The following is a 16910-nucleotide window of genomic DNA, read 5'->3' as shown; positions in this document are numbered from 1 at the left end:
CTCGGCCTTGAGCCGAGGATCCAAGCCGCTACTAGCCGATGTAGGACTGGATGCTCGGGTCAAGCCCAAGCATGACGGAGTGTTTGGAGGCGCAGCGGCTCAAGAGGCGGCGACGTGCTCTTTGTCCCGGTGCGCCAGCCTCCTATAAGCGCAAGCGGCCTAGGCCAGCAGCGCCGCCTTGTTTGCAACGAAGAAGTCCTTGAGCTTCTGCGTCTGCTTGCCGGTCAGCGTCTTGAAGTCGTCCGTGACGAGATCGAAGTTGCCGGCGCGGATGTTGGCATCGGCGGAGACCAGCATGTCGGCGACGAAATCGGGAAGGCCCGCGCCCCGCATACCCTGGCCGAGCTGCTCGTCGCTGACTTTGACGGCCTGTAGGGGCTTTCCGACAGCAGCGGCGATGCCGGTGGCGATCTCGTCGGCCGTCAGCGCTTCGCTGCCCGTTAGCGTGTAGGTCGCGCTTTCGCCCGTGCCGGAGGCGAGGGCGGCGGCGATCGCCAATGCGCAGTCTTCGCGGGAGATATTGGAGATCTTGCCGTCGCCGCTTGCCGTGTACCAGTTGCCGGACTGCAGGTTATGCGGCATGCCGTGCAGATAATTGTCGAAATACCAGGCGTTACGGATGATCGTGTAGGGAATGCCGGCTGCCTTGATGACGTTTTCGGTGCCGAGGTGATCCGGTGCGAAAGTGACGACCGACTTGTCCGGCGAGGGCATCGAGGTATAGGCGATGTGCTTCACGCCCGCCTTGGCGGCAGCCTCCACGGCGGCCTTGTGCTGCGTCAGGCGCTGGCCGGGAACGGCGAGCGCGTCGGTGCTGATGATGAGCAGCCGATCGACGCCCTTGAAGGCGGCTTCGAGGCTTGCCGCATCGTCGAAGTCGGCCTTGCGGGTGGCGACGCCCCTTGCGGCGAGCGAAGCGAGTTTCGCCGGATCGCGGGTGGCGGCGACGATGCTTCCGGCCGGAACCTTGTATGTTTCGAGCAGGTGATGAATGACGCGCTGGCCAAGTTGGCCGGCGGCGCCGGTGACGAGAATCGTTTCGCTCATAGGTCTTCCTCTATGGTAGTCTCAAAAAGAGAGCAGCTCTAAAATAGGAATTGACTTCGCGCTGTAAAGAAGGCAGTTTTTCCGCTCTACGTTACCAAAAGGGAACCAGCCCATTATGAGCGCTGTCGTCAATCTGAAGAGCAAGCCGGCCCCCGGTATCCGCCGGGAGATCGATCTCGGCAGTCTCGATTTTAACAATTGCCCGGTCAGGGACATGATGCAGCAGATCGGCGGCAAGTGGTCGACGCTGCTTTTGGAGGCGCTTGCCGCGCGGCCCTACCGCTTCGGCGAGCTGCGGCGGAAGATACCGGATATCTCGCAGAGGATGCTGACGCAGACGCTGCGTGACCTGCAGCGCGAGGGCTATATCGAGCGCGAGGTATTTCCGACGAAGCCGCCGAGCGTCGAATACCGGGTCACCGAACTCGGGCGCTCGCTTTACGCCACCCTGGCGCTGCTTCTGAACTGGGCGGAAGCGAACCATGATGCCGTTCGCGGCGCCCGCGCCCGCTTCGATGCCGCTGAAGGCTGAGATGCGGCTTACTTGCCGCGCCCCTCGGTAAGGAAGAGCAGGAAGGCGAAAGCCGGAAAGCAGAAGCCGATCCAGGCTGTCATCGTCCATCCCCCGGCCGCATAGGCCCAGCCGCCGAGCGCCGAGCCGAGAGCGCCGCCGGCAAAGAAGGTCGCCATATAGAGACCGTTCAAGCGGCTGCGATGGTCAGCACTGATCGCGTAGATCGAGCGCTGGCCGCAGACCATATTGGTCGTCACGCCGAAATCCAGAAGGATCGCCGCCGCCGTCAGCAGGACGAGCGCGGTCAGCGAACCGTCGCCCGCGAAGTGGCTGATGACGAAGGCAGCCATGCCGAGCAGCATAGCAAAGGCCGAGGCAACCTGCGTCAGGCCACGGTCGGCGAGGCGTCCAGCAATCGGCGAGGCGATGGCGCCGGAAGCGCCGGCAAGCGCGAAGAGCGCGATGCCGTTCTGGGAGAGGCCGAAAGCCGGGCTTGCAAGCAGCAACGGCGTCGTCGTCCAGAACAGGCTGAAGGCGCCGAACATGCCTGCCTGATAGAGCGCGCGGCGCTGCAGGATGCGCGACGTCACTGCAAGGTGGAGCATCGAGGCGAGCAGGGCGCCGTAGCCGAGCTTCGTATGCGGGACGCGAACCGGCAGATTTGCGCGCAGGATGAGGACCAGTCCGACCATGACGGCCGCCGTGATGTAATAGACCATGTGCCACGACGAGGCTTCGGCGACGAAGCTCGCAAAGGGGCGAGCCAGCATGATGCCGCAGAGAAGACCGCTCATGACGTTGCCGACGACGCGACCGCGCATCGCATCCGGCGCCATATGGACGGCGAAAGGCACCAGAACCTGCACCGCGACCGAGGAGAGGCCGATAGAGAGCGAGGCCAGCAGGAACAGGGCGGGCGTTGAGGAAAGTGCTGCACCGATGAGTGCGGCGGCCGACACCAGGATCAGCATCAGCGCGAGGCGGCGGTTTTCGAGCAGATCGCCGAGCGGCACGATGAGAAGCAGGCCGATGCCGTAGCCGATCTGTGTCAGCGTGACGATCAGGCCGGTGGCCGCCGGCGTAAAACCGAGATCGGCGCTGATCGGACCGGCCAGCGGCTGCCCATAATAGAGATTTGCGGCAACAAGGCCGCAGGCGGCCGCAAAAAGAAACGTCATCAAAGGTGAGATCGTCCGGGGCACGGCGGTCTCATTCGTTGCAGTTGAAATGCTCATGAAAAACTCCGGTATGCGGATCTGGGAGGATCGGTCTTGAAGTCGTTCGGCGCCACCCGTTTTTTGTGGGCGGAGCGTCTCAGGCGAGAAGTTTCATCGCGGCGTCCGCGACGGCTGTCATGTCTTCCTCGCGGCGGCCGGTCTTGCCGGCGACGCGCATGCCTTTCGTGAGGCAGAGCAGGGCGCGAGCCGTGGTGGCCGCATCGAGCGTTTCCGGGATAGAGCCGTCGGACTGGCCGAGACGGATGAGGTCCAGCAGCAACGCTTCGTTGGCCGCGAAGGCGGCGGCGACGCGCTCTGCCGCTTCCCCCGTCGAAGATCGCAAGCTCGTTGGCGCTGCCGACGACGAGGCAGCCGCGGCGGCCGATGTCGCCGTGCGATGACGCGGCGTAGAAACGCATGAGCTCGTAAATCTTGTCGCGCCCGCTCTCTGCCTTGTCCAGGCGCTCATCAAGCAGGCCGCGGCGCACGGCGCGGTACCGGTTAAAGGCAGCCAGAAAGATGCCGCGCTTGTCCTTGAAGGCCTTGTAGACGCTGCCGGAGGTCAACTCCATCGCGTCGGTCAATTCGCTGATGGAAGCCGCATGATAGCCGCGTTCGGAAAAGACGCAGAGCGCCTTGTCGAGTGCTGCATCCATGTCGAATTCACGCGGCCTGCCGCGGGGTCGGCTTTTGTCGTCGAGGATCGCTGTGGTCATGGCTCACCTAATTAGAAAATGATCGTTTCCAAATCAAGCGAAACTTTTGCGACGGCGAAATCAGAGCTCGAGAACCCAGGTCTGGCCGGTTTCCTCCGGGCCAAACATGCGGTGTCTCTTCTCGGAGACAAGTCTGAATCCGGCCTTCACGTAGATCCCGCGTGCGGCGTGCAGGACGTCGTTCGTCCAGAGCGATATCTGCCGGTAACCTTTTGCTTTTGCGAAGCGGATGCACTCGTCGACCAGCATTCTGCCAAGTCCCAAGCCGCGTGCCGCTTTGTCGACATAGAGGAGGCGGAGCTTGGCAATGCCGTCGCCACCGTTCGTGACGAGGATCGAGCCGATGTTGATTCCATTGCGCTCGGCGATCCAGCAATATTCCATCGCCGGGTCGAAGTTCGCCAGAAACTTGCCGGCGACCTCGGCGACGAGGCCCTCGAAGCGCATGTCCCAGCCATATTTCTCGGCATAGGCCTTGCCCTGGCTCTGGACGATCCAGCCGATATCGCCCGGCCGGTGTGCGCGGATGATCGGTGGGTTCGGCTTTAGGTTTGGGTCGAGCAGCGAGCGGATAGTCTGCATGGCGCTGACGACGCTTTGCCGCTCGCCAAGGGCAAGCGCCTCGAAACGCTCAATAATCTGCGCATTCGCGCGGTGGCCGAGTTCCCGGAATTGCTCGTATCCCTTGCTGGTGACACTGATGGTCTGGCTGCGCAGGTCGGCAGGATCGGCCTTCGTCTCGATCAGCCCCTCGCTGCGGAAGCGCTTCAGAATGCGGCTGAGGTAAGCGGGGTCCAGATGCAGATCGCGCACCAGCGTGACGGCGCTGATGCCGTCATGCGAGCCGATCTCGAAAAGCACCCGTGCATCCGTCAGGGTGAAGGGCGTGTCGAGGTAGGCCTTGTTCAGCACGCCGAGGAAGTTGGTGTAGAAGCGGTTGAAGTCGCGGGCAGCGTCGATGAGAGCAGAGTCATACATGGACAAAACCTCCTATTAGGAGATTTTGTCCTGTATTTAGTTGACTGAGTCAAGTAAACTGCATGTTACGCCGCTTCTGTTTTCTCGCTCCGCACTTCACCGATCGAAAAGTCGACAGCGGCCTTCGCGTGGATCGCCGTGGTGTCGAAGCCGGGCAGGGGCAGCCTGTTTGGATCGAGAATGAGGCAGATCTCGGTGCAGCCGAGGATGATGCTGTCCGCGCCATTTGCGCGTTCGCGTTCGATGATCTCCATCAGCTTTGCCTGAGAACTGTCGAGCACTTTTCCGGCGCAAAGCTCGTTGAAGATGATGTCATGAATAATGGTGCGGTCGTCTGCGTCCGGAACCCTCACGTCGACGCCCAGGCTTTTCATGCGATCCGCGTAAAAGCCATGCTCCATCGTGTAGCGCGTTGCGAGCAGCAGCGGACGTTTGCGCCCGGCAGCCTTCAGCGACTTCGCCGTCTCGTCGATGATATGGATCAGCGGAACAGAGAGCCGGGATGCGACCTGATCGGCGATCAGGTGCATGGTGTTGGTGCAGATCAGGATGCAACTGGCACCGGCGGCCTGCAGGCGAAGCGCGACATCGCCGAGGCGCGCGGCAGCGGCGTTCCAGTCGCCGGCCTTCTGCATGGCGACGATCTCTTCGAAATTGACGGAGTGCATGACGAGTTCGGCAGATGCGAGGCCGCCCAGGCGTTCGCGCACCATCTCGTTCGCCAGACGATAATAGACCACAGAGCTTTCAAAGCTCATGCCGCCGATCAAGCCGATTGTCTGCATTTTCGCGCTCCCGCTGTTCAGATTTCTATCTGCGCAAAGCATGCATCAGTCTTCGCGCCGAATCTTTGCATTCTTTGACCGACTTTGCAGCCTTGATCTAGGAATTTGCCCATTTTCTCTGTATCGTGCAAAAAATCGGCGCCAATATGAAAGATGGCAATGCTTGATGATCGTGACAAAAAGATTCTCGATCTTCTCCAGGCGGAGGCCGGCATTTCCGTCAGCGATCTTGCCGAGCGTGTCGCGCTTTCGGTATCGGCCTGTTCGCGTCGTATCCAGCGCCTCGAGGAAAGCGGCCACATCGCCCGGCGCGTCGTCGTGCTCGACCGCGAAAAGATGGGCGTGCCGACCACGGTCTTTGCGCTGATCAAGACGGCGCACCATTCCGATGAATGGATCGAGACGTTCCGCAAGGCTATCAGCGGCATTCCGGAAATCGTCGAAGCCCATCGGCTGACGGGCAATCAGGATTACATCCTGAAGATCGTGCTGCCGCGCGTCGAGCATTATGACGTCATCTACAAGCAGATCGTCCGCAAGATCGAGCTGTTCGAGGTCGCGGCGTCGATCTCCATGGAACTGCTGAAAGGCGGCACAGCGATCCCGGTCAGCTATGCCGACTGAGACTGCAGGGCAGCCATGCCGAACCGGCAGTTGAAACCTGCCCGTAAAGCGTGACATTTGCGACAGCGAAATGGCGAAGAGGGCTATGTCATGAGCGATCATCGTGTCGTCGTTGTCGGCGGCGGTTTTGGCGGGCTGCAGTTCGTCAACGGGCTCAAGGGCGCGGGGGCGAAGATCACACTGGTCGATCGCCGCAACCACCATCTCTTCCAGCCGCTGCTCTATCAGGTCGCGACGACGATCCTGTCCACCTCGGAGATTGCGTGGCCTATCCGCCATCTCTACAGCGATCGGCCCGACGTCACGACGCTGCTCGGTGAAGTCACCGGCGTCGACACCTCGGCAAAGCAAGTGGCATTACGCGGCGGAATGACGTTAGGTTATGACACGCTCGTTCTGGCCACCGGCGCAACGCATGCCTATTTCGGGCGCGACGACTGGGCGCCCGTTGCTCCTGGTCTGAAGACATTGGAAGACGCGACGACGATCCGCCGGCGCGTGCTGCTGGCCTTCGAGCGCGCGGAGACGGAAACCGACCCGGTCGCGCGCGATGCACTTCTGACCTTCGCGATCGTCGGAGCGGGACCGACCGGCGTCGAGCTTGCAGGCATCATCGCCGAGCTGGCGCGCAAGACGCTGCCGCGGGAATTCCGCAACATCGATACGCGCAATGCGAAAATCGTGCTGATCGAAGCGGGGCCGCGGGTGCTTGCGAGCTTCGCCGAGGAGCTTTCGGCCTATGCGCAGCAGGCGCTCGAAAAACTCGGCGTCGAGGTTCATCTCGGCGAATTCGTGACGGACTGCACCGCAGACGGCGTAAAGGTCGGCGAGAAATTCATCCCGAGCAGGACGATTGTTTGGGCGGCGGGCGTGGAGGCGTCGCCGGCGGCGAAATGGCTGGATATACCAGCCGACCGGGCAGGCCGGGCTATCGTCGAAAAGGACCTGAGCGCGCCGGGATTGCCGGACGTCTTCGTCATCGGCGATACGGCGTCCGTCGTTCGGGAAAACGGCAAGCCGGTGCCCGGGATCGCGCCTGCCGCCAAGCAACAGGGCGCTTACGTTGCGAAGGTCATCCGCGCGCGGCTGCAGAGCAAGCCTGCGCCGGGGCCTTTTCGCTACTGGCATCAGGGTAGCCTTGCGACGATCGGCCAAAGTGCCGCGATCATCGATTTCGGCAGGATCAAGCTCAAAGGGTGGATCGCTTGGTGGATATGGGGCATCGCCCACATCTACTTCCTGATCGGCACGCGCTCGCGCTTTGCCGTCGCCTGGAGCTGGCTCTGGATCTATCTCAGCGGCCAGCACAGCGCGCGGCTGATCACTCAGAGGGAAACCATGCGGGACGAGAAATAGGCAGGCGGCTCGGTGAGCCGCCTGCGTGTTGTCAGGCCGCCAGCGAGGCGATGTCGATGACGAAGCGATAGCGCACATCGCTTTTGATGACACGTTCGTAAGCTTCGTTGATGTCCTGGATCGCAATCTTCTCGATTTCGGAGACGATGTTGTGCTCGCCGCAGAAGTCGAGCATTTCCTGCGTTTCCTTGATCGAGCCGATCATCGAGCCGGAAAGGCTCTTGCGGCCGGCGATGACGGAGAAGGCGTGGACAGGTACGGCATGTTCCGGAACACCGACAAGCACCATGGAGCCATCGAACTTCAGAAGGTTGAGGTAGGCGTTCCAGTCGATCGCCGTGCCGACCGTGTTGATGATCAGGTCGAACGTGCCGGCGAGCTTGGTGAAGGTCTCGGCATCGCTCGTGGCGTAATATTCCTTGGCGCCGAGCCGCAGGCCGTCTTCCTTCTTTGACAACGTCTGGCTGAGCACGGTGATATCGGCACCCATGGCGGCGCCGAGCTTGACGCCCATGTGGCCGAGCCCACCCATGCCGACGATTGCGACCTTCTTGCCGGGACCGGCCTTCCAGTGACGCAGCGGCGAATAGAGCGTGATGCCGGCGCAAAGCAGCGGCGCGCCAGAGTCGAGTGGGATGTTGTCCGGGAAGGAGAGGACATAGCCTTCCTTGACGACGATCGAGTCGGAATAACCGCCATAGGTTGGCGTTTCGCCGCCTGCTTCGACGTCGTTGTAGGTCTGGGTGAGACCTGGCAGGAAATGTTCGTAGTCGAGGTCGCGTGTAGCGCAGCCGATGCAGGAATTGACGAAGCAGCCAACGCCGACGCGATCGCCGACCTTGAACTTCGTGACCTTTGAGCCGACAGCGGACACCACGCCGGCAACTTCATGGCCCGGGACCATCGGGTAACGCGAATTGCCCCATTCGTTGCGGGCTTGGTGGATATCCGAATGGCAGACGCCGCAATACTGAACCGAGATAACGACATCGTCGTCATTCGGCTCGCGGCGCTCGAAGGTGAAGGGCGTCAGCGGTTCCGACGCATCGGTCGCGGCATAGCCTTTTGCAATAGCCATCTGAAACTTCCTTTGATGTGAGAATTGGACGGCCGAACTATGCATCGAAACTGCAAAGAAGTGCTAGAAAGATCCTGCGAGCTTTTTGCACGATCCTGCAAATCCGCGCTGTCTGGTAGCAAGGCTATTGGCGGCAGTTGCAGGCCGGGCGCTGTCGTTCAGGTGTGCTGCGCCATGCTCCAGGGTGATGATTTGCGGACATCCACGCGTGAAAAACGTTCCCACGCAGATTGTCGGGACATGTCAAATGTCGATCTTCAACTCTGTGGTTCGCCAATTTCTATTGCGTGCCCATCCGGATCGTAAAAACGGAAGACCCGCTGGCCCCACGCTTGTTTTTCTACGGGGTGGATCAACTCCACCTGCGGCGCGATCTTTTCAAAGGCGGCATCAACATCGCCGTGTTCGAAATACAAAATCCAGTTTCTTCGCCCATAGGATTCGGCGGCGTCACGCGTCTGGCGCCAGACCGTTTGTTCAAGCGATCGTCCCTCATGAATTGCAAAGCCGGATTCGAAAAGGACAAAATTTCCGGCGTCCTCTATAATTTTTAGACCAAGCAGCTTGTTGTAGAATTCCTTCGAGCGATTTATGTCGCGAACGAAAGGAATAGGATTGATGAAACGCATCGTTTTCTACTCCTTTGCTTCCTGAGACCGCATAATGCGACTTCGGGTTTGTGGGATGCTGCCATGAAGCTTAGATAAAATGAACTGCGCCTCTCAGAACGAGTGACTCAATGACACTGCCCTTCCACCCATATCAGGAAATCGCTTCCATTGCGGCGCGCCATACGTCCGGGGAGGGCGAGTTCGCGACGGCAATCGGCAACCTGTTCCTGAGCCGTCGTTCCCAGCCGGCGGGACCTTTCCACTCGGCCTACCGCCCCTGCGTCGCTATGGTGCTGCAGGGCGCAAAGAGCGTCAGGCTCGGGACGGAAACGCTGAACTACGGCACCGGTGACTATCTCCTGACGTCACTTGACCTTCCGGTGTCGTGGCGTGTGACGGAAGCAAACCCGGAGGCGCCCCATCTATGCTTTGCAATGGCGATCGATGCCGAGCGGGTTGCTGCGCTTCTGCACCGTGTCGACATCCCGCGCCCGGAGGCGAATACCGGCGGGCTGCGCGGCATGGTCGTCAACGCTGCGCCACCGGAATTGCTGGATGCCGCCGTGCGGCTCGTGCGCCTGCTTGACCGTCCAAATGATATCGCCGCCATGGCGCCCCTGATCGAGCAGGAGATCCTCTATCGCGTTCTGACTGGGCCTGACGGCCCGCGCCTCCTGAGCATTGTCCTATCAGAAAGCCAGAGCAACAGGATTGCCCGCGCTGTTGCGTGGCTCAGGGAAAACTATGCGCGACCCCTGAGGATCGAAACGCTCGCCGATCATGTCGGCATGAGTGTCTCTTCGTTCCATCATCATTTCAAATCCGTCACCGCACTGACGCCGGTGCAGTTCCAAAAACAGCTCCGCCTGCACGAGGCGCGTCGCCTGATGATGGTCGAGCGGCTGGATGCTGGAATGGCCGGGCATCGCGTCGGATATCAGAGCCCGTCGCAATTCAGCCGGGAATACAGCCGTCTTTACGGCATCTCGCCTGCGCGCGACGTCGATGCAGAGCTCTTGGCGACCGCTGCCGAATAAAGCGGCCGGCTGCAGAAAATTTGTGCTTCGCCTGTCGTGACCCCTCTTGACGGGGGATGGCGTCTGCGCGATAAGCACCCACGAACCGTACCGTACGGTACGTATTTGGGAGCGCATATCGTGTCTGTCGAAACCTTGGAGCCCAGCGAATTTTCGCCGCGTCAGAACGCCGTTCTGGAGCAGGCGCTGCAGCTTCTTGTCGATGGCGGGGAGAAGGCGCTGACGACCTCCGGCGTCGCGCGCGCGGCCAACTGCTCCAAGGAAAGCCTCTACAAGTGGTTCGGCGACCGCGATGGCCTGCTGTCTGCGATGATCGCCTACCAGGCAAGCAAGGTGCGCACCTTCGAGCGCAATGGCGAGCGGCTGACGGCGGCAAGCCTGCATGACCATGTCGTCCTCTTCGCACGCGACCTGCTGGAGGTTCTGGCCGGCGATGTCTCGCTGGCCTTGAACAGGCTGGCGATCGGCCAGTCGCATCGCGACGGCTCGAAGCTCGGCAAGCTGCTTCTGGAGCGCGGCCGCCGCCAGATCGACCGCCGCGCCATGGCGCTGATCGATGCGGGGAAGCGGGCCGGGCTGCTGCGCTTTTATGATGCCGACGAGGCCTATCACACGCTTTACGGCCTGATTGTTTCCGATCTGCATGTGCGCATGCTGCTCGGCGAGCCAGGCCTCAAGGATACCGCACGCCAGGCGGAGAGGGCGGTCACCGCCTTCCTCCGGCTTTACGGCACGGACAAGGTTTTGGCGGAAATGCCGGCGCTGAGCTGATTTCCGCTGTTCTACCATCAACACGACAAGCAAAGGGAAGGAACTTCAAATGCGCGTCTATTACGATCGTGATGCCGATCTCAACCTCATCAAGTCCAAGAAAGTCGCCGTCATCGGCTACGGCTCGCAGGGCCGCGCCCATGCGCTGAACCTGAAGGACAGCGGCGCCGGCAACGTCGTCATCGCGCTCAAGGCCGGTTCGCCGACCGTCAAGAAGGCTGAAGCCGACGGCTTCAAGGTCATGACCGTTGCCGAAGCCGCCAAATGGGCCGACCTGATGATGATGGCGACGCCTGACGAACTGCAGGCCGACATCTACAAGGCGGAAATTGCTGCCAACATTCGCGACGGCGCCGCGATCGCTTTCGCGCACGGCCTCAACGTCCACTTCGGCCTCATCGAGCCGAAGGCTTCGGTCGACGTCGTCATGATCGCGCCGAAGGGCCCGGGCCACACGGTTCGCGGCGAATACCAGAAGGGCGGCGGTGTTCCCTGCCTCGTTGCCGTTCACCAGAACGCGTCCGGCAATGCACTTGAACTCGCTCTCTCTTACGCCTGCGGCGTTGGTGGCGGCCGTTCGGGCATCATCGAAACCAACTTCCGCGAAGAATGCGAAACCGACCTTTTCGGCGAGCAGGTTGTCCTCTGCGGCGGTCTCGTCGAGCTCATCCGCGCTGGTTTCGAAACGCTGGTCGAAGCCGGTTACGCGCCGGAAATGGCCTATTTCGAGTGCCTGCACGAAGTGAAGCTGATCGTCGATCTGATCTATGAAGGCGGCATCGCCAACATGAACTACTCGATCTCCAACACAGCCGAGTGGGGCGAGTACGTTACCGGTCCGCGCATCATCACCGAAGAAACCAAGGCCGAGATGAAGCGCGTCTTGAAGGACATCCAGACCGGAAAGTTCACCTCCGAGTGGATGCAGGAATACCGCGCCGGCGGCTCGCGCTTCAAGGGTATCCGCCGCGTCAACGACTCGCACCAGATCGAAGAAGTCGGCGCCAAGCTGCGCGGCATGATGCCGTGGATCGGCAAGAACAAGCTGGTCGACAAGAGCGTCAACTAAGCGCGTCTTGACTGCTGGATTAGAAGGGGCCGGGCGGAACGCTCCGGCCCTTATTTTTGGAGCAAGGTGCCGGCAATCTCCGGCATCCCAAGATAAAAAACCGTCAACGGCAAGTTGACGGGGGCCAAGAAGCTGGGCATCTTGCTCTCGATGGTGGAAACTGAGCGGGCACAGCGCGCTGAATTGGGCTTAAAAAACAGAAGCAATTGAAAAATGCTGAGACGCGGTCTTGATATCGCGTCGCAATTGATTGGTGGTGTCGGCTTCGGCCATCCACTCGCAGGCATCTCGCATTCGCATGTCATTCGGATCGGTCAGGTCAATCTGCTCGGAGGGGACTGTGAAGACAAAACTGCGCATTTGCTCCATGGCGCTGGCATTCGCGCTCGCGGCGGTCCTGCCAGCCGGCGCGACAGATCTGGTGATCGCCATGCCGAACTGGCCGTCGGGGCAAGCGGCCGCCAATATCCTGAAGGTCGGGATCGCCAAGAAGTTCGGTCTCGAAGCAGAAATTCAGCCGCTCGGCACGCTCAATGCTTTCGTCGGGCTCGATGGCGGCAAGGTCGATATTCAGCCCGAGGTGTGGCGCCCGAATTTCGACGAGCTCATCAAGAAATACGTGACGGAAAGGAGCACCGTGACCCTGTCGCCGCGCGGCGTGGCTGCATGGCAAGGCCTCTGTGCGACGCCCGATGCGGCAAAGACCATAAAGTCGGTCAGCGACTTGGCCGATGCGGCCAAGACGAAGATCCTCGATACGGATGACGATGGGCTTGGCGAGATGTGGATCGGCGCGCCCACCTGGCTGTCGACCGGGATCGAGCGCGTGCGGGCCAACAGCTATGGCTATGGGGCGAACCTGACGCTGGTCGAAGTGGAGGAGGATGTGGCCATGGCGGCGGTGGATGCGGCAGTGGCGACAGGTCGGCCGATGGTATTTTACTGCTATGCGCCACACCACGTCTTCGAACTCCACACGCTCGTCCGTCTCAAGGAGCCGCCGCACGACGATGCCAAGTGGAAGATCGTGCCGGCCCGCGATCCATTGTGGATCAGCAAGTCGAACGCGACGACGGCCTGGGACGCCACCGAGTTCCGGATCGCCTACGCCACCGCCTTCGGCAAGAAACACCCCGATATCGCCAGGTTTCTCGATCACGTGGATTTCTCGCAGGAAGAGGTGACGAAGATGAGCTACGCGCTCGAGGTGGAGCGCCAGTCGCCGATCGACTACGCGACCAAATGGGTCGAAGCCAATGCAATACGAATCGACGGGTGGGCTAAGCAATGACGAAGTGCTTCGATCGCCGCCAAACCGTCGTCGCGCGGCCTCGCAGAATCGGCGCCTTCTTTCTTGCTGCCGCCGTGTGCCTGGGACCGCTCGTTGTTCTCGCACAGACGCAGATCTATGATTCGAAGACGCACAAATGGGTCGACTTCGACAAGAAGAAGGCGCGGCAATACTATGCGCGCAACAAGCAGCCTCCGGAGGCGTTCCGCAGGCAGCTTGTAACGTTCCGCACGGCCGAGGAGCCGGGCACGATCATCATCGACGGCAACCAGCACTTTCTCTATCTCGTGCAGCCCGGAGGCCAGGCAATCCGCTACGGCATCGGCGTCGGGCGCGAGGGGTTCGGTTGGGCCGGTATGGTCCGCGTTGGACGGATGGCAGAAAACCCGACGTGGACGCCGCCGCCGGAGATGGTGGCGCGCGACCCTAACGCGGCGAAATGGGCCGCCGGAATGCCGGGAGGGCGCCCGGACAACCCGCTCGGCCCGCGAGCGATGTATCTCTACGAAGGCGACAGCGACACGATCTACCGCATTCACGGAACTGTTGAACCGTGGACGATCGGGCTCGACGTTTCGTCCGGCTGCATCCGGCTGAACAACGACGACGTTGTCGACCTTTACTCCCGGGTCTCGGTTGGTGCGAAGGTCATCGTCTTGATGCAAGGAGCGGCGCTTTACAAGGGCATCTGAAGGACTGCGGTGGCAAGGCCGGTGAGAGCGCTGTCTTTGGGAGTGCGCTGCCAACAAAAGGAACGGAGGCGGACGTGTCGGGGATACCTATGAACGGGCGTTTGAACTGGACGATGGCATTCATTTCGGTTGCGGCCGCACTTCTTGGCGCCTGCCAGTCGTCGGCGCCGCCACCGACGGAGATGTCGCGAACCAGCCTGCAGACGGCGCCGGCCGATCTGCAACTGATTTGCGCCAACGCGGTGGCGAAGAGCGCCGGCACAGAGAGTACAAAGATCCTGCCGATGGGTTCGCGTCAGATCGATGCGGCGACCTATGGTGTCGACCTCGACGCAAGCGGCCGGAAATTTACATGCGTGGTCGACAATAGCGGCACCGTGCGCTCCGTCACGCCGGCCTGAGCGTCGGCGGATCTGCCGCCCGCGGGGCTACGCCGGCGAGGCGGACGGGATCACGCCCGACGAAATGCAGCCAATCAAGCGGCGTCAATCACGGGGCCAAGGCCGCGGCGAATGCTCCAGCCTTTTCATTTTTGTGCTTGGAGGTGAAGCCAGCGCGTTGGCTTGTTGTCGTAGCCGCTACCATCTGTTTCACCGATGGTGATGTGCCGCCAGCCGCCGGCCGTCAGCAATTCCGAAAGCCAGGCCGCGGAAAGGTAGTTGTAATACCGGCCTAAGCCATCGTGGCCCTCTGCCGTTCCCGCCTTGAAGCTCGCGTGGAGTGCGCCGCCATCCTTCAGCGCCCGGCGGATACGCGCGAGCACGCCGGGCAAGTCCGCGCGCGGCACATGCAGCAGGCTGGCTTCGGCCCAGATGCCATCGAATTCGTTCTCGGACTGCAGTTCTTCGAAACGCATCACCTGCACGGGCTTGCCAATCAGTTTTTCAGCTTGCTTGGCCAGTTCCGCCGAGCCATCCGTCGGCGTCACGTCGAAGCCTTTCGAAAGCATGTAGGCGCTGTCCTGTCCGCCGCCGCAACCGAGTTCGAGAATTGCAGCTCCGGAGGGTAGGGCGGAGAGAAACACATCGAGCCGCGCCGCCGGCAGTTTGCGGTTTCGCGAGGCGTAGATCTCGGCATTTTCGTCGTAGAATGAAGAGGTCATCCGTTCTTCTCGAAATAAATGATGCGATCCAAATCTTTGAAGTGAGCGTCCAGCGTCAAAATATCGGCATCATGCTGTTCTGCAGTCGCATAGATGATCGCGTCGGCCATAGCCAGCTTATGAGCAGCCGAAATCTCTGCAGCCCTGCGGGCAAGTACCGTGTCGAGCGGTACGACGACGCATGTGGCCGTGTAAGCGAAGAAACTGTCGACGGCCTCTTCGCCGCGTTCCCGCTCCAGCCATTTTGCAAGCTCGAGCTGCACGATGGTGGGAACGATGCATTGAGTTCGCTCGGGTATTTCGCCTTGAATGCGTTCGGCGGCCTGACCCCGGACCAGCCATTCGACCCACGCGGAGCTATCGACGACCCGCATCAAAAGCGGTCGTTCCTGTCGCGATAATTCTCGAGGTTTGCGCCTTCTGCAAGCCCGCGCAGATCGTTCAATCCCGGGACGGGCATCAGCAATACACCTTTACCTTTCGGGATAAAGACGAACTCCTGGCCCGCCGTCCAGTGCTGCTGGTCGCGCACTTCCTTGGGAATGGAAATCTGAAATTTCGTGGACAACGTTGCAGTGGCCATTCTTACCTCTGTGGTATCGATCTCAACAAGGTAAGAATACTGCGCGGATCGGTCAAGAGCCATTCGATTTCCATCATCCCGCTATTCCTGTCCCTGCCGCTTTCGAATACAAGACCTGAAACTTGTCACCATGACAAGAAAATAGGTCAGTATTGTTGACATAAATGCGGCTGCGTGGTCTGGTGGCGGCTATAGAAAATATGAGGAAACGCCCATGTTGAATTGGGAGAATATGTTTGCGACGCGTTCGTCGCGCATGCGTGCATCGGAAATCCGCGAGCTTCTGAAGCTTCTCGACCAGCCGGACATCATTTCGTTTGCCGGCGGTATTCCGGATCCGGCGCTGTTTCCCGGCAAGGAATTCCAGGCGGCCTATGCTGATATTTTCAATAGCGCGGCTGTCGGCTCGGCGCTGCAGTATTCGGTGAGCGAAGGTTACAAGCCTCTGCGCGAATGGCTGGTGAAACAGATGGCGGCGCTCGATATCCCCTGCGAACTCGACAACGTCTTCATCGTCTCCGGCTCGCAGCAGGGGCTCGATTATCTCGGCAAGCTTTTCCTCTCGCCGAAGGATACGGCGCTCGTTACCTGGCCGACCTATCTCGGCGCGCTGCAGGCCTTCAACGCGTACGAGCCGTCCTACGACCAGCTGACGCCGAATGGAAACCGCACGCCGGATTCTTACCGCGCGGCGGCTGCCCGGAATGGCGGCAAGGTGAAGTTCGCCTATCTCTCCGCCGACTTTTCGAACCCCACCGGCGAGACCGTCGATCGCGTGGGCCGTGAAAAGGTACTCGAGCTTGCGGAAGAACTCGATATCGCGGTTATCGAAGATGCCGCCTACCAGTCGCTGCGTTATGACGGCGAGCCGGTCCCGCCGATCCTGGCGCTGGAGATCGCCAAGAAGGGGCATATCGACAACACCCGCACGATCTATTGCGGCAGCTTCTCGAAGACGCTGGCGCCCGGTCTTCGCGTCGGCTTCGTCGTCGCCAACGCGCCGGTCATCCGTAAGCTGGTGCTGATGAAGCAGGCGGCCGACCTGCATTCCTCGACGATCAACCAGATGGCAATTACCCAGGTCGCCGAGCGCGGCTTCGATGCGCAGGTTGCAAAGATCAAGGCCGCCTATAGCCATCGCCGCGACGCGATGCTGGCTGCGCTTGCCAAGCATATGCCGGCCGGTATCACCTGGACGAAACCGGAAGGCGGCATGTTCATCTGGATTACGCTCCCGAAGGGCATGGATGGCGCGGCGTTGCTTGCAAAATCGATCGAGACCGCCAAGGTCGCCTTCGTTCCCGGCAGGGCCTTCTTTGCCGATGGCTCAGGCGAGAACACGATCCGCGTCAGCTTCTCATGCGCCAACGACGTCATGATCCAGGAAGGCATCGGTCGTCTCGGCAAGCTGATCGCCAAGGAAATCGGCGGCTGAACGC

At 60.9% G+C, this 16910-nt stretch carries 20 protein-coding genes and 1 pseudogene; 10 read left to right on the top strand and 11 right to left on the bottom strand.

Going from position 1 to position 16910, the window contains the following annotated elements:
• Positions 1-159: 159 nt before the first annotated feature.
• A complete protein-coding gene (locus ACZ9BX_RS07550) occupies positions 160-1047 on the bottom strand; it encodes an SDR family oxidoreductase (protein ID WP_476216821.1) in 888 nt (295 codons plus the stop codon).
• 112 nt (positions 1048-1159) lie between these two features.
• Here ACZ9BX_RS07550 and ACZ9BX_RS07545 point away from each other — a divergent pair, with 112 nt between their 5' ends.
• Positions 1160-1579: a winged helix-turn-helix transcriptional regulator gene (locus ACZ9BX_RS07545; RefSeq protein ID WP_476219919.1), complete on the top strand. Its 420-nt coding sequence runs from the start codon at positions 1160-1162 to the stop codon at positions 1577-1579.
• A gap of 8 nt (positions 1580-1587) precedes the next feature.
• Here ACZ9BX_RS07545 and ACZ9BX_RS07540 read toward each other — a convergent pair whose 3' ends face one another.
• The 4 genes and pseudogenes from ACZ9BX_RS07540 to ACZ9BX_RS07525 all read right to left on the bottom strand — a co-directional run bounded on the left by ACZ9BX_RS07540 (position 1588) and on the right by ACZ9BX_RS07525 (position 5257).
• Positions 1588-2796, bottom strand: coding sequence for an MFS transporter (locus ACZ9BX_RS07540; RefSeq protein ID WP_476216819.1), 1209 nt, complete (start codon positions 2794-2796; stop codon positions 1588-1590).
• A gap of 79 nt (positions 2797-2875) precedes the next feature.
• Positions 2876-3494, bottom strand: a pseudogene (locus tag ACZ9BX_RS07535) (TetR/AcrR family transcriptional regulator).
• Between the two features lie 60 nt (positions 3495-3554).
• Positions 3555-4472 carry a bifunctional helix-turn-helix transcriptional regulator/GNAT family N-acetyltransferase gene (locus tag ACZ9BX_RS07530; protein WP_476216818.1) on the bottom strand — a complete coding sequence of 306 codons (918 nt, stop codon included), beginning with the start codon at positions 4470-4472 and terminating at the stop codon, positions 3555-3557.
• Between the two features lie 65 nt (positions 4473-4537).
• Positions 4538-5257, bottom strand: coding sequence for an aspartate/glutamate racemase family protein (locus ACZ9BX_RS07525; RefSeq protein ID WP_476216817.1), 720 nt, complete (start codon positions 5255-5257; stop codon positions 4538-4540).
• 159 nt (positions 5258-5416) lie between these two features.
• Between ACZ9BX_RS07525 and ACZ9BX_RS07520 the strand changes: the two genes are divergently transcribed.
• Positions 5417-5881, top strand: coding sequence for an Lrp/AsnC family transcriptional regulator (locus ACZ9BX_RS07520; protein ID WP_132568034.1), 465 nt, complete (start codon positions 5417-5419; stop codon positions 5879-5881).
• A 90-nt stretch (positions 5882-5971) separates the two neighbouring features.
• Positions 5972-7237 carry an NAD(P)/FAD-dependent oxidoreductase gene (locus tag ACZ9BX_RS07515; protein WP_476216816.1) on the top strand — a complete coding sequence of 422 codons (1266 nt, stop codon included), beginning with the start codon at positions 5972-5974 and terminating at the stop codon, positions 7235-7237.
• Positions 7238-7268: 31 nt separating this feature from the next.
• Here the strand turns inward: ACZ9BX_RS07515 and ACZ9BX_RS07510 are convergent, their stop codons facing one another.
• Together ACZ9BX_RS07510 and ACZ9BX_RS07505 are read right to left on the bottom strand one after the other, a co-directional pair.
• Positions 7269-8315 carry an NAD(P)-dependent alcohol dehydrogenase gene (locus ACZ9BX_RS07510; protein ID WP_476216815.1) on the bottom strand — a complete coding sequence of 349 codons (1047 nt, stop codon included), beginning with the start codon at positions 8313-8315 and terminating at the stop codon, positions 7269-7271.
• Positions 8316-8572: 257 nt separating this feature from the next.
• Positions 8573-8944: a VOC family protein gene (locus ACZ9BX_RS07505; RefSeq protein WP_132568030.1), complete on the bottom strand. Its 372-nt coding sequence runs from the start codon at positions 8942-8944 to the stop codon at positions 8573-8575.
• 110 nt (positions 8945-9054) lie between these two features.
• Between ACZ9BX_RS07505 and ACZ9BX_RS07500 the strand changes: the two genes are divergently transcribed.
• The 3 genes from ACZ9BX_RS07500 (at position 9055) to ilvC (ending at position 11803) form a co-directional block, all read left to right on the top strand.
• Positions 9055-9963 (top strand): AraC family transcriptional regulator, encoded by a 909-nt coding sequence (locus ACZ9BX_RS07500; protein ID WP_476216814.1) that lies wholly within the window; start codon positions 9055-9057, stop codon positions 9961-9963.
• A gap of 105 nt (positions 9964-10068) precedes the next feature.
• Complete coding sequence (locus tag ACZ9BX_RS07495; protein ID WP_476216813.1) at positions 10069-10734, top strand: TetR/AcrR family transcriptional regulator; 666 nt, start codon at positions 10069-10071, stop codon at positions 10732-10734.
• 49 nt (positions 10735-10783) lie between these two features.
• Positions 10784-11803 carry a ketol-acid reductoisomerase gene (gene ilvC, locus ACZ9BX_RS07490; RefSeq protein ID WP_027508918.1) on the top strand — a complete coding sequence of 340 codons (1020 nt, stop codon included), beginning with the start codon at positions 10784-10786 and terminating at the stop codon, positions 11801-11803.
• A 189-nt stretch (positions 11804-11992) separates the two neighbouring features.
• Here ilvC and ACZ9BX_RS07485 read toward each other — a convergent pair whose 3' ends face one another.
• Complete coding sequence (locus ACZ9BX_RS07485; protein ID WP_476216812.1) at positions 11993-12163, bottom strand: hypothetical protein; 171 nt, start codon at positions 12161-12163, stop codon at positions 11993-11995.
• Between the two features lie 7 nt (positions 12164-12170).
• Here ACZ9BX_RS07485 and ACZ9BX_RS07480 point away from each other — a divergent pair, with 7 nt between their 5' ends.
• The 3 genes from ACZ9BX_RS07480 to ACZ9BX_RS07470 all read left to right on the top strand — a co-directional run bounded on the left by ACZ9BX_RS07480 (position 12171) and on the right by ACZ9BX_RS07470 (position 14187).
• A complete protein-coding gene (locus ACZ9BX_RS07480; RefSeq protein WP_476219917.1) occupies positions 12171-13094 on the top strand; it encodes an ABC transporter substrate-binding protein in 924 nt (307 codons plus the stop codon).
• Positions 13091-13786, top strand: coding sequence for a L,D-transpeptidase (locus tag ACZ9BX_RS07475; protein WP_476216811.1), 696 nt, complete (start codon positions 13091-13093; stop codon positions 13784-13786). Before ACZ9BX_RS07480 ends, ACZ9BX_RS07475 begins: the two co-directional genes overlap by 4 nt.
• 89 nt (positions 13787-13875) lie before the next feature.
• Entirely contained in the window at positions 13876-14187 is a 312-nt protein-coding gene (locus tag ACZ9BX_RS07470) for a hypothetical protein (protein WP_476216810.1), read from the top strand.
• Between the two features lie 125 nt (positions 14188-14312).
• Here the strand turns inward: ACZ9BX_RS07470 and ACZ9BX_RS07465 are convergent, their stop codons facing one another.
• From ACZ9BX_RS07465 to ACZ9BX_RS07455, 3 genes are read right to left on the bottom strand one after another with little or no spacing between them, the layout of a single operon-like run.
• Positions 14313-14888 carry a class I SAM-dependent methyltransferase gene (locus ACZ9BX_RS07465; RefSeq protein ID WP_476216809.1) on the bottom strand — a complete coding sequence of 192 codons (576 nt, stop codon included), beginning with the start codon at positions 14886-14888 and terminating at the stop codon, positions 14313-14315.
• Complete coding sequence (locus ACZ9BX_RS07460) at positions 14885-15262, bottom strand: PIN domain-containing protein (protein ID WP_476216808.1); 378 nt, start codon at positions 15260-15262, stop codon at positions 14885-14887. Before ACZ9BX_RS07460 ends, ACZ9BX_RS07465 begins: the two co-directional genes overlap by 4 nt.
• Entirely contained in the window at positions 15262-15471 is a 210-nt protein-coding gene (locus tag ACZ9BX_RS07455) for an AbrB/MazE/SpoVT family DNA-binding domain-containing protein (RefSeq protein WP_476219915.1), read from the bottom strand. Before ACZ9BX_RS07455 ends, ACZ9BX_RS07460 begins: the two co-directional genes overlap by 1 nt.
• Before the next feature lie 214 nt (positions 15472-15685).
• Between ACZ9BX_RS07455 and ACZ9BX_RS07450 the strand changes: the two genes are divergently transcribed.
• Positions 15686-16906 carry an aminotransferase-like domain-containing protein gene (locus ACZ9BX_RS07450; protein WP_476216807.1) on the top strand — a complete coding sequence of 407 codons (1221 nt, stop codon included), beginning with the start codon at positions 15686-15688 and terminating at the stop codon, positions 16904-16906.
• Positions 16907-16910 lie beyond the last annotated feature (4 nt).

The sequence above is a fragment of the Rhizobium sp. USDA 3886 genome, from assembly GCF_056279785.1.
This window is presented reverse-complemented; position numbering and strand designations above follow the sequence as displayed.

Excerpts from the sequence above, each read along its gene's own strand:
- ACZ9BX_RS07550 (WP_476216821.1), bottom strand. The coding sequence starts at position 1,047 with ATGAGCGAAACGATTCTCGTCACCGGCGCCGCCGGCCAACTTGGCCAG.
- ACZ9BX_RS07540 (WP_476216819.1), bottom strand. The coding sequence starts at position 2,796 with ATGAGCATTTCAACTGCAACGAATGAGACCGCCGTGCCCCGGACGATC.
- ACZ9BX_RS07530 (WP_476216818.1), bottom strand. The coding sequence starts at position 4,472 with ATGTATGACTCTGCTCTCATCGACGCTGCCCGCGACTTCAACCGCTTC.
- ACZ9BX_RS07525 (WP_476216817.1), bottom strand. The coding sequence starts at position 5,257 with ATGCAGACAATCGGCTTGATCGGCGGCATGAGCTTTGAAAGCTCTGTG.
- ACZ9BX_RS07520 (WP_132568034.1), top strand. The coding sequence starts at position 5,417 with ATGCTTGATGATCGTGACAAAAAGATTCTCGATCTTCTCCAGGCGGAG.
- ACZ9BX_RS07515 (WP_476216816.1), top strand. The coding sequence starts at position 5,972 with ATGAGCGATCATCGTGTCGTCGTTGTCGGCGGCGGTTTTGGCGGGCTG.
- ACZ9BX_RS07510 (WP_476216815.1), bottom strand. The coding sequence starts at position 8,315 with ATGGCTATTGCAAAAGGCTATGCCGCGACCGATGCGTCGGAACCGCTG.
- ACZ9BX_RS07505 (WP_132568030.1), bottom strand. The coding sequence starts at position 8,944 with ATGCGTTTCATCAATCCTATTCCTTTCGTTCGCGACATAAATCGCTCG.
- ACZ9BX_RS07500 (WP_476216814.1), top strand. The coding sequence starts at position 9,055 with ATGACACTGCCCTTCCACCCATATCAGGAAATCGCTTCCATTGCGGCG.
- ilvC (WP_027508918.1), top strand. The coding sequence starts at position 10,784 with ATGCGCGTCTATTACGATCGTGATGCCGATCTCAACCTCATCAAGTCC.
- ACZ9BX_RS07485 (WP_476216812.1), bottom strand. The coding sequence starts at position 12,163 with ATGCGCAGTTTTGTCTTCACAGTCCCCTCCGAGCAGATTGACCTGACC.
- ACZ9BX_RS07480 (WP_476219917.1), top strand. The coding sequence starts at position 12,171 with ATGGCGCTGGCATTCGCGCTCGCGGCGGTCCTGCCAGCCGGCGCGACA.
- ACZ9BX_RS07475 (WP_476216811.1), top strand. The coding sequence starts at position 13,091 with ATGACGAAGTGCTTCGATCGCCGCCAAACCGTCGTCGCGCGGCCTCGC.
- ACZ9BX_RS07470 (WP_476216810.1), top strand. The coding sequence starts at position 13,876 with ATGAACGGGCGTTTGAACTGGACGATGGCATTCATTTCGGTTGCGGCC.
- ACZ9BX_RS07465 (WP_476216809.1), bottom strand. The coding sequence starts at position 14,888 with ATGACCTCTTCATTCTACGACGAAAATGCCGAGATCTACGCCTCGCGA.
- ACZ9BX_RS07460 (WP_476216808.1), bottom strand. The coding sequence starts at position 15,262 with ATGCGGGTCGTCGATAGCTCCGCGTGGGTCGAATGGCTGGTCCGGGGT.
- ACZ9BX_RS07455 (WP_476219915.1), bottom strand. The coding sequence starts at position 15,471 with ATGGCCACTGCAACGTTGTCCACGAAATTTCAGATTTCCATTCCCAAG.
- ACZ9BX_RS07450 (WP_476216807.1), top strand. The coding sequence starts at position 15,686 with ATGTTGAATTGGGAGAATATGTTTGCGACGCGTTCGTCGCGCATGCGT.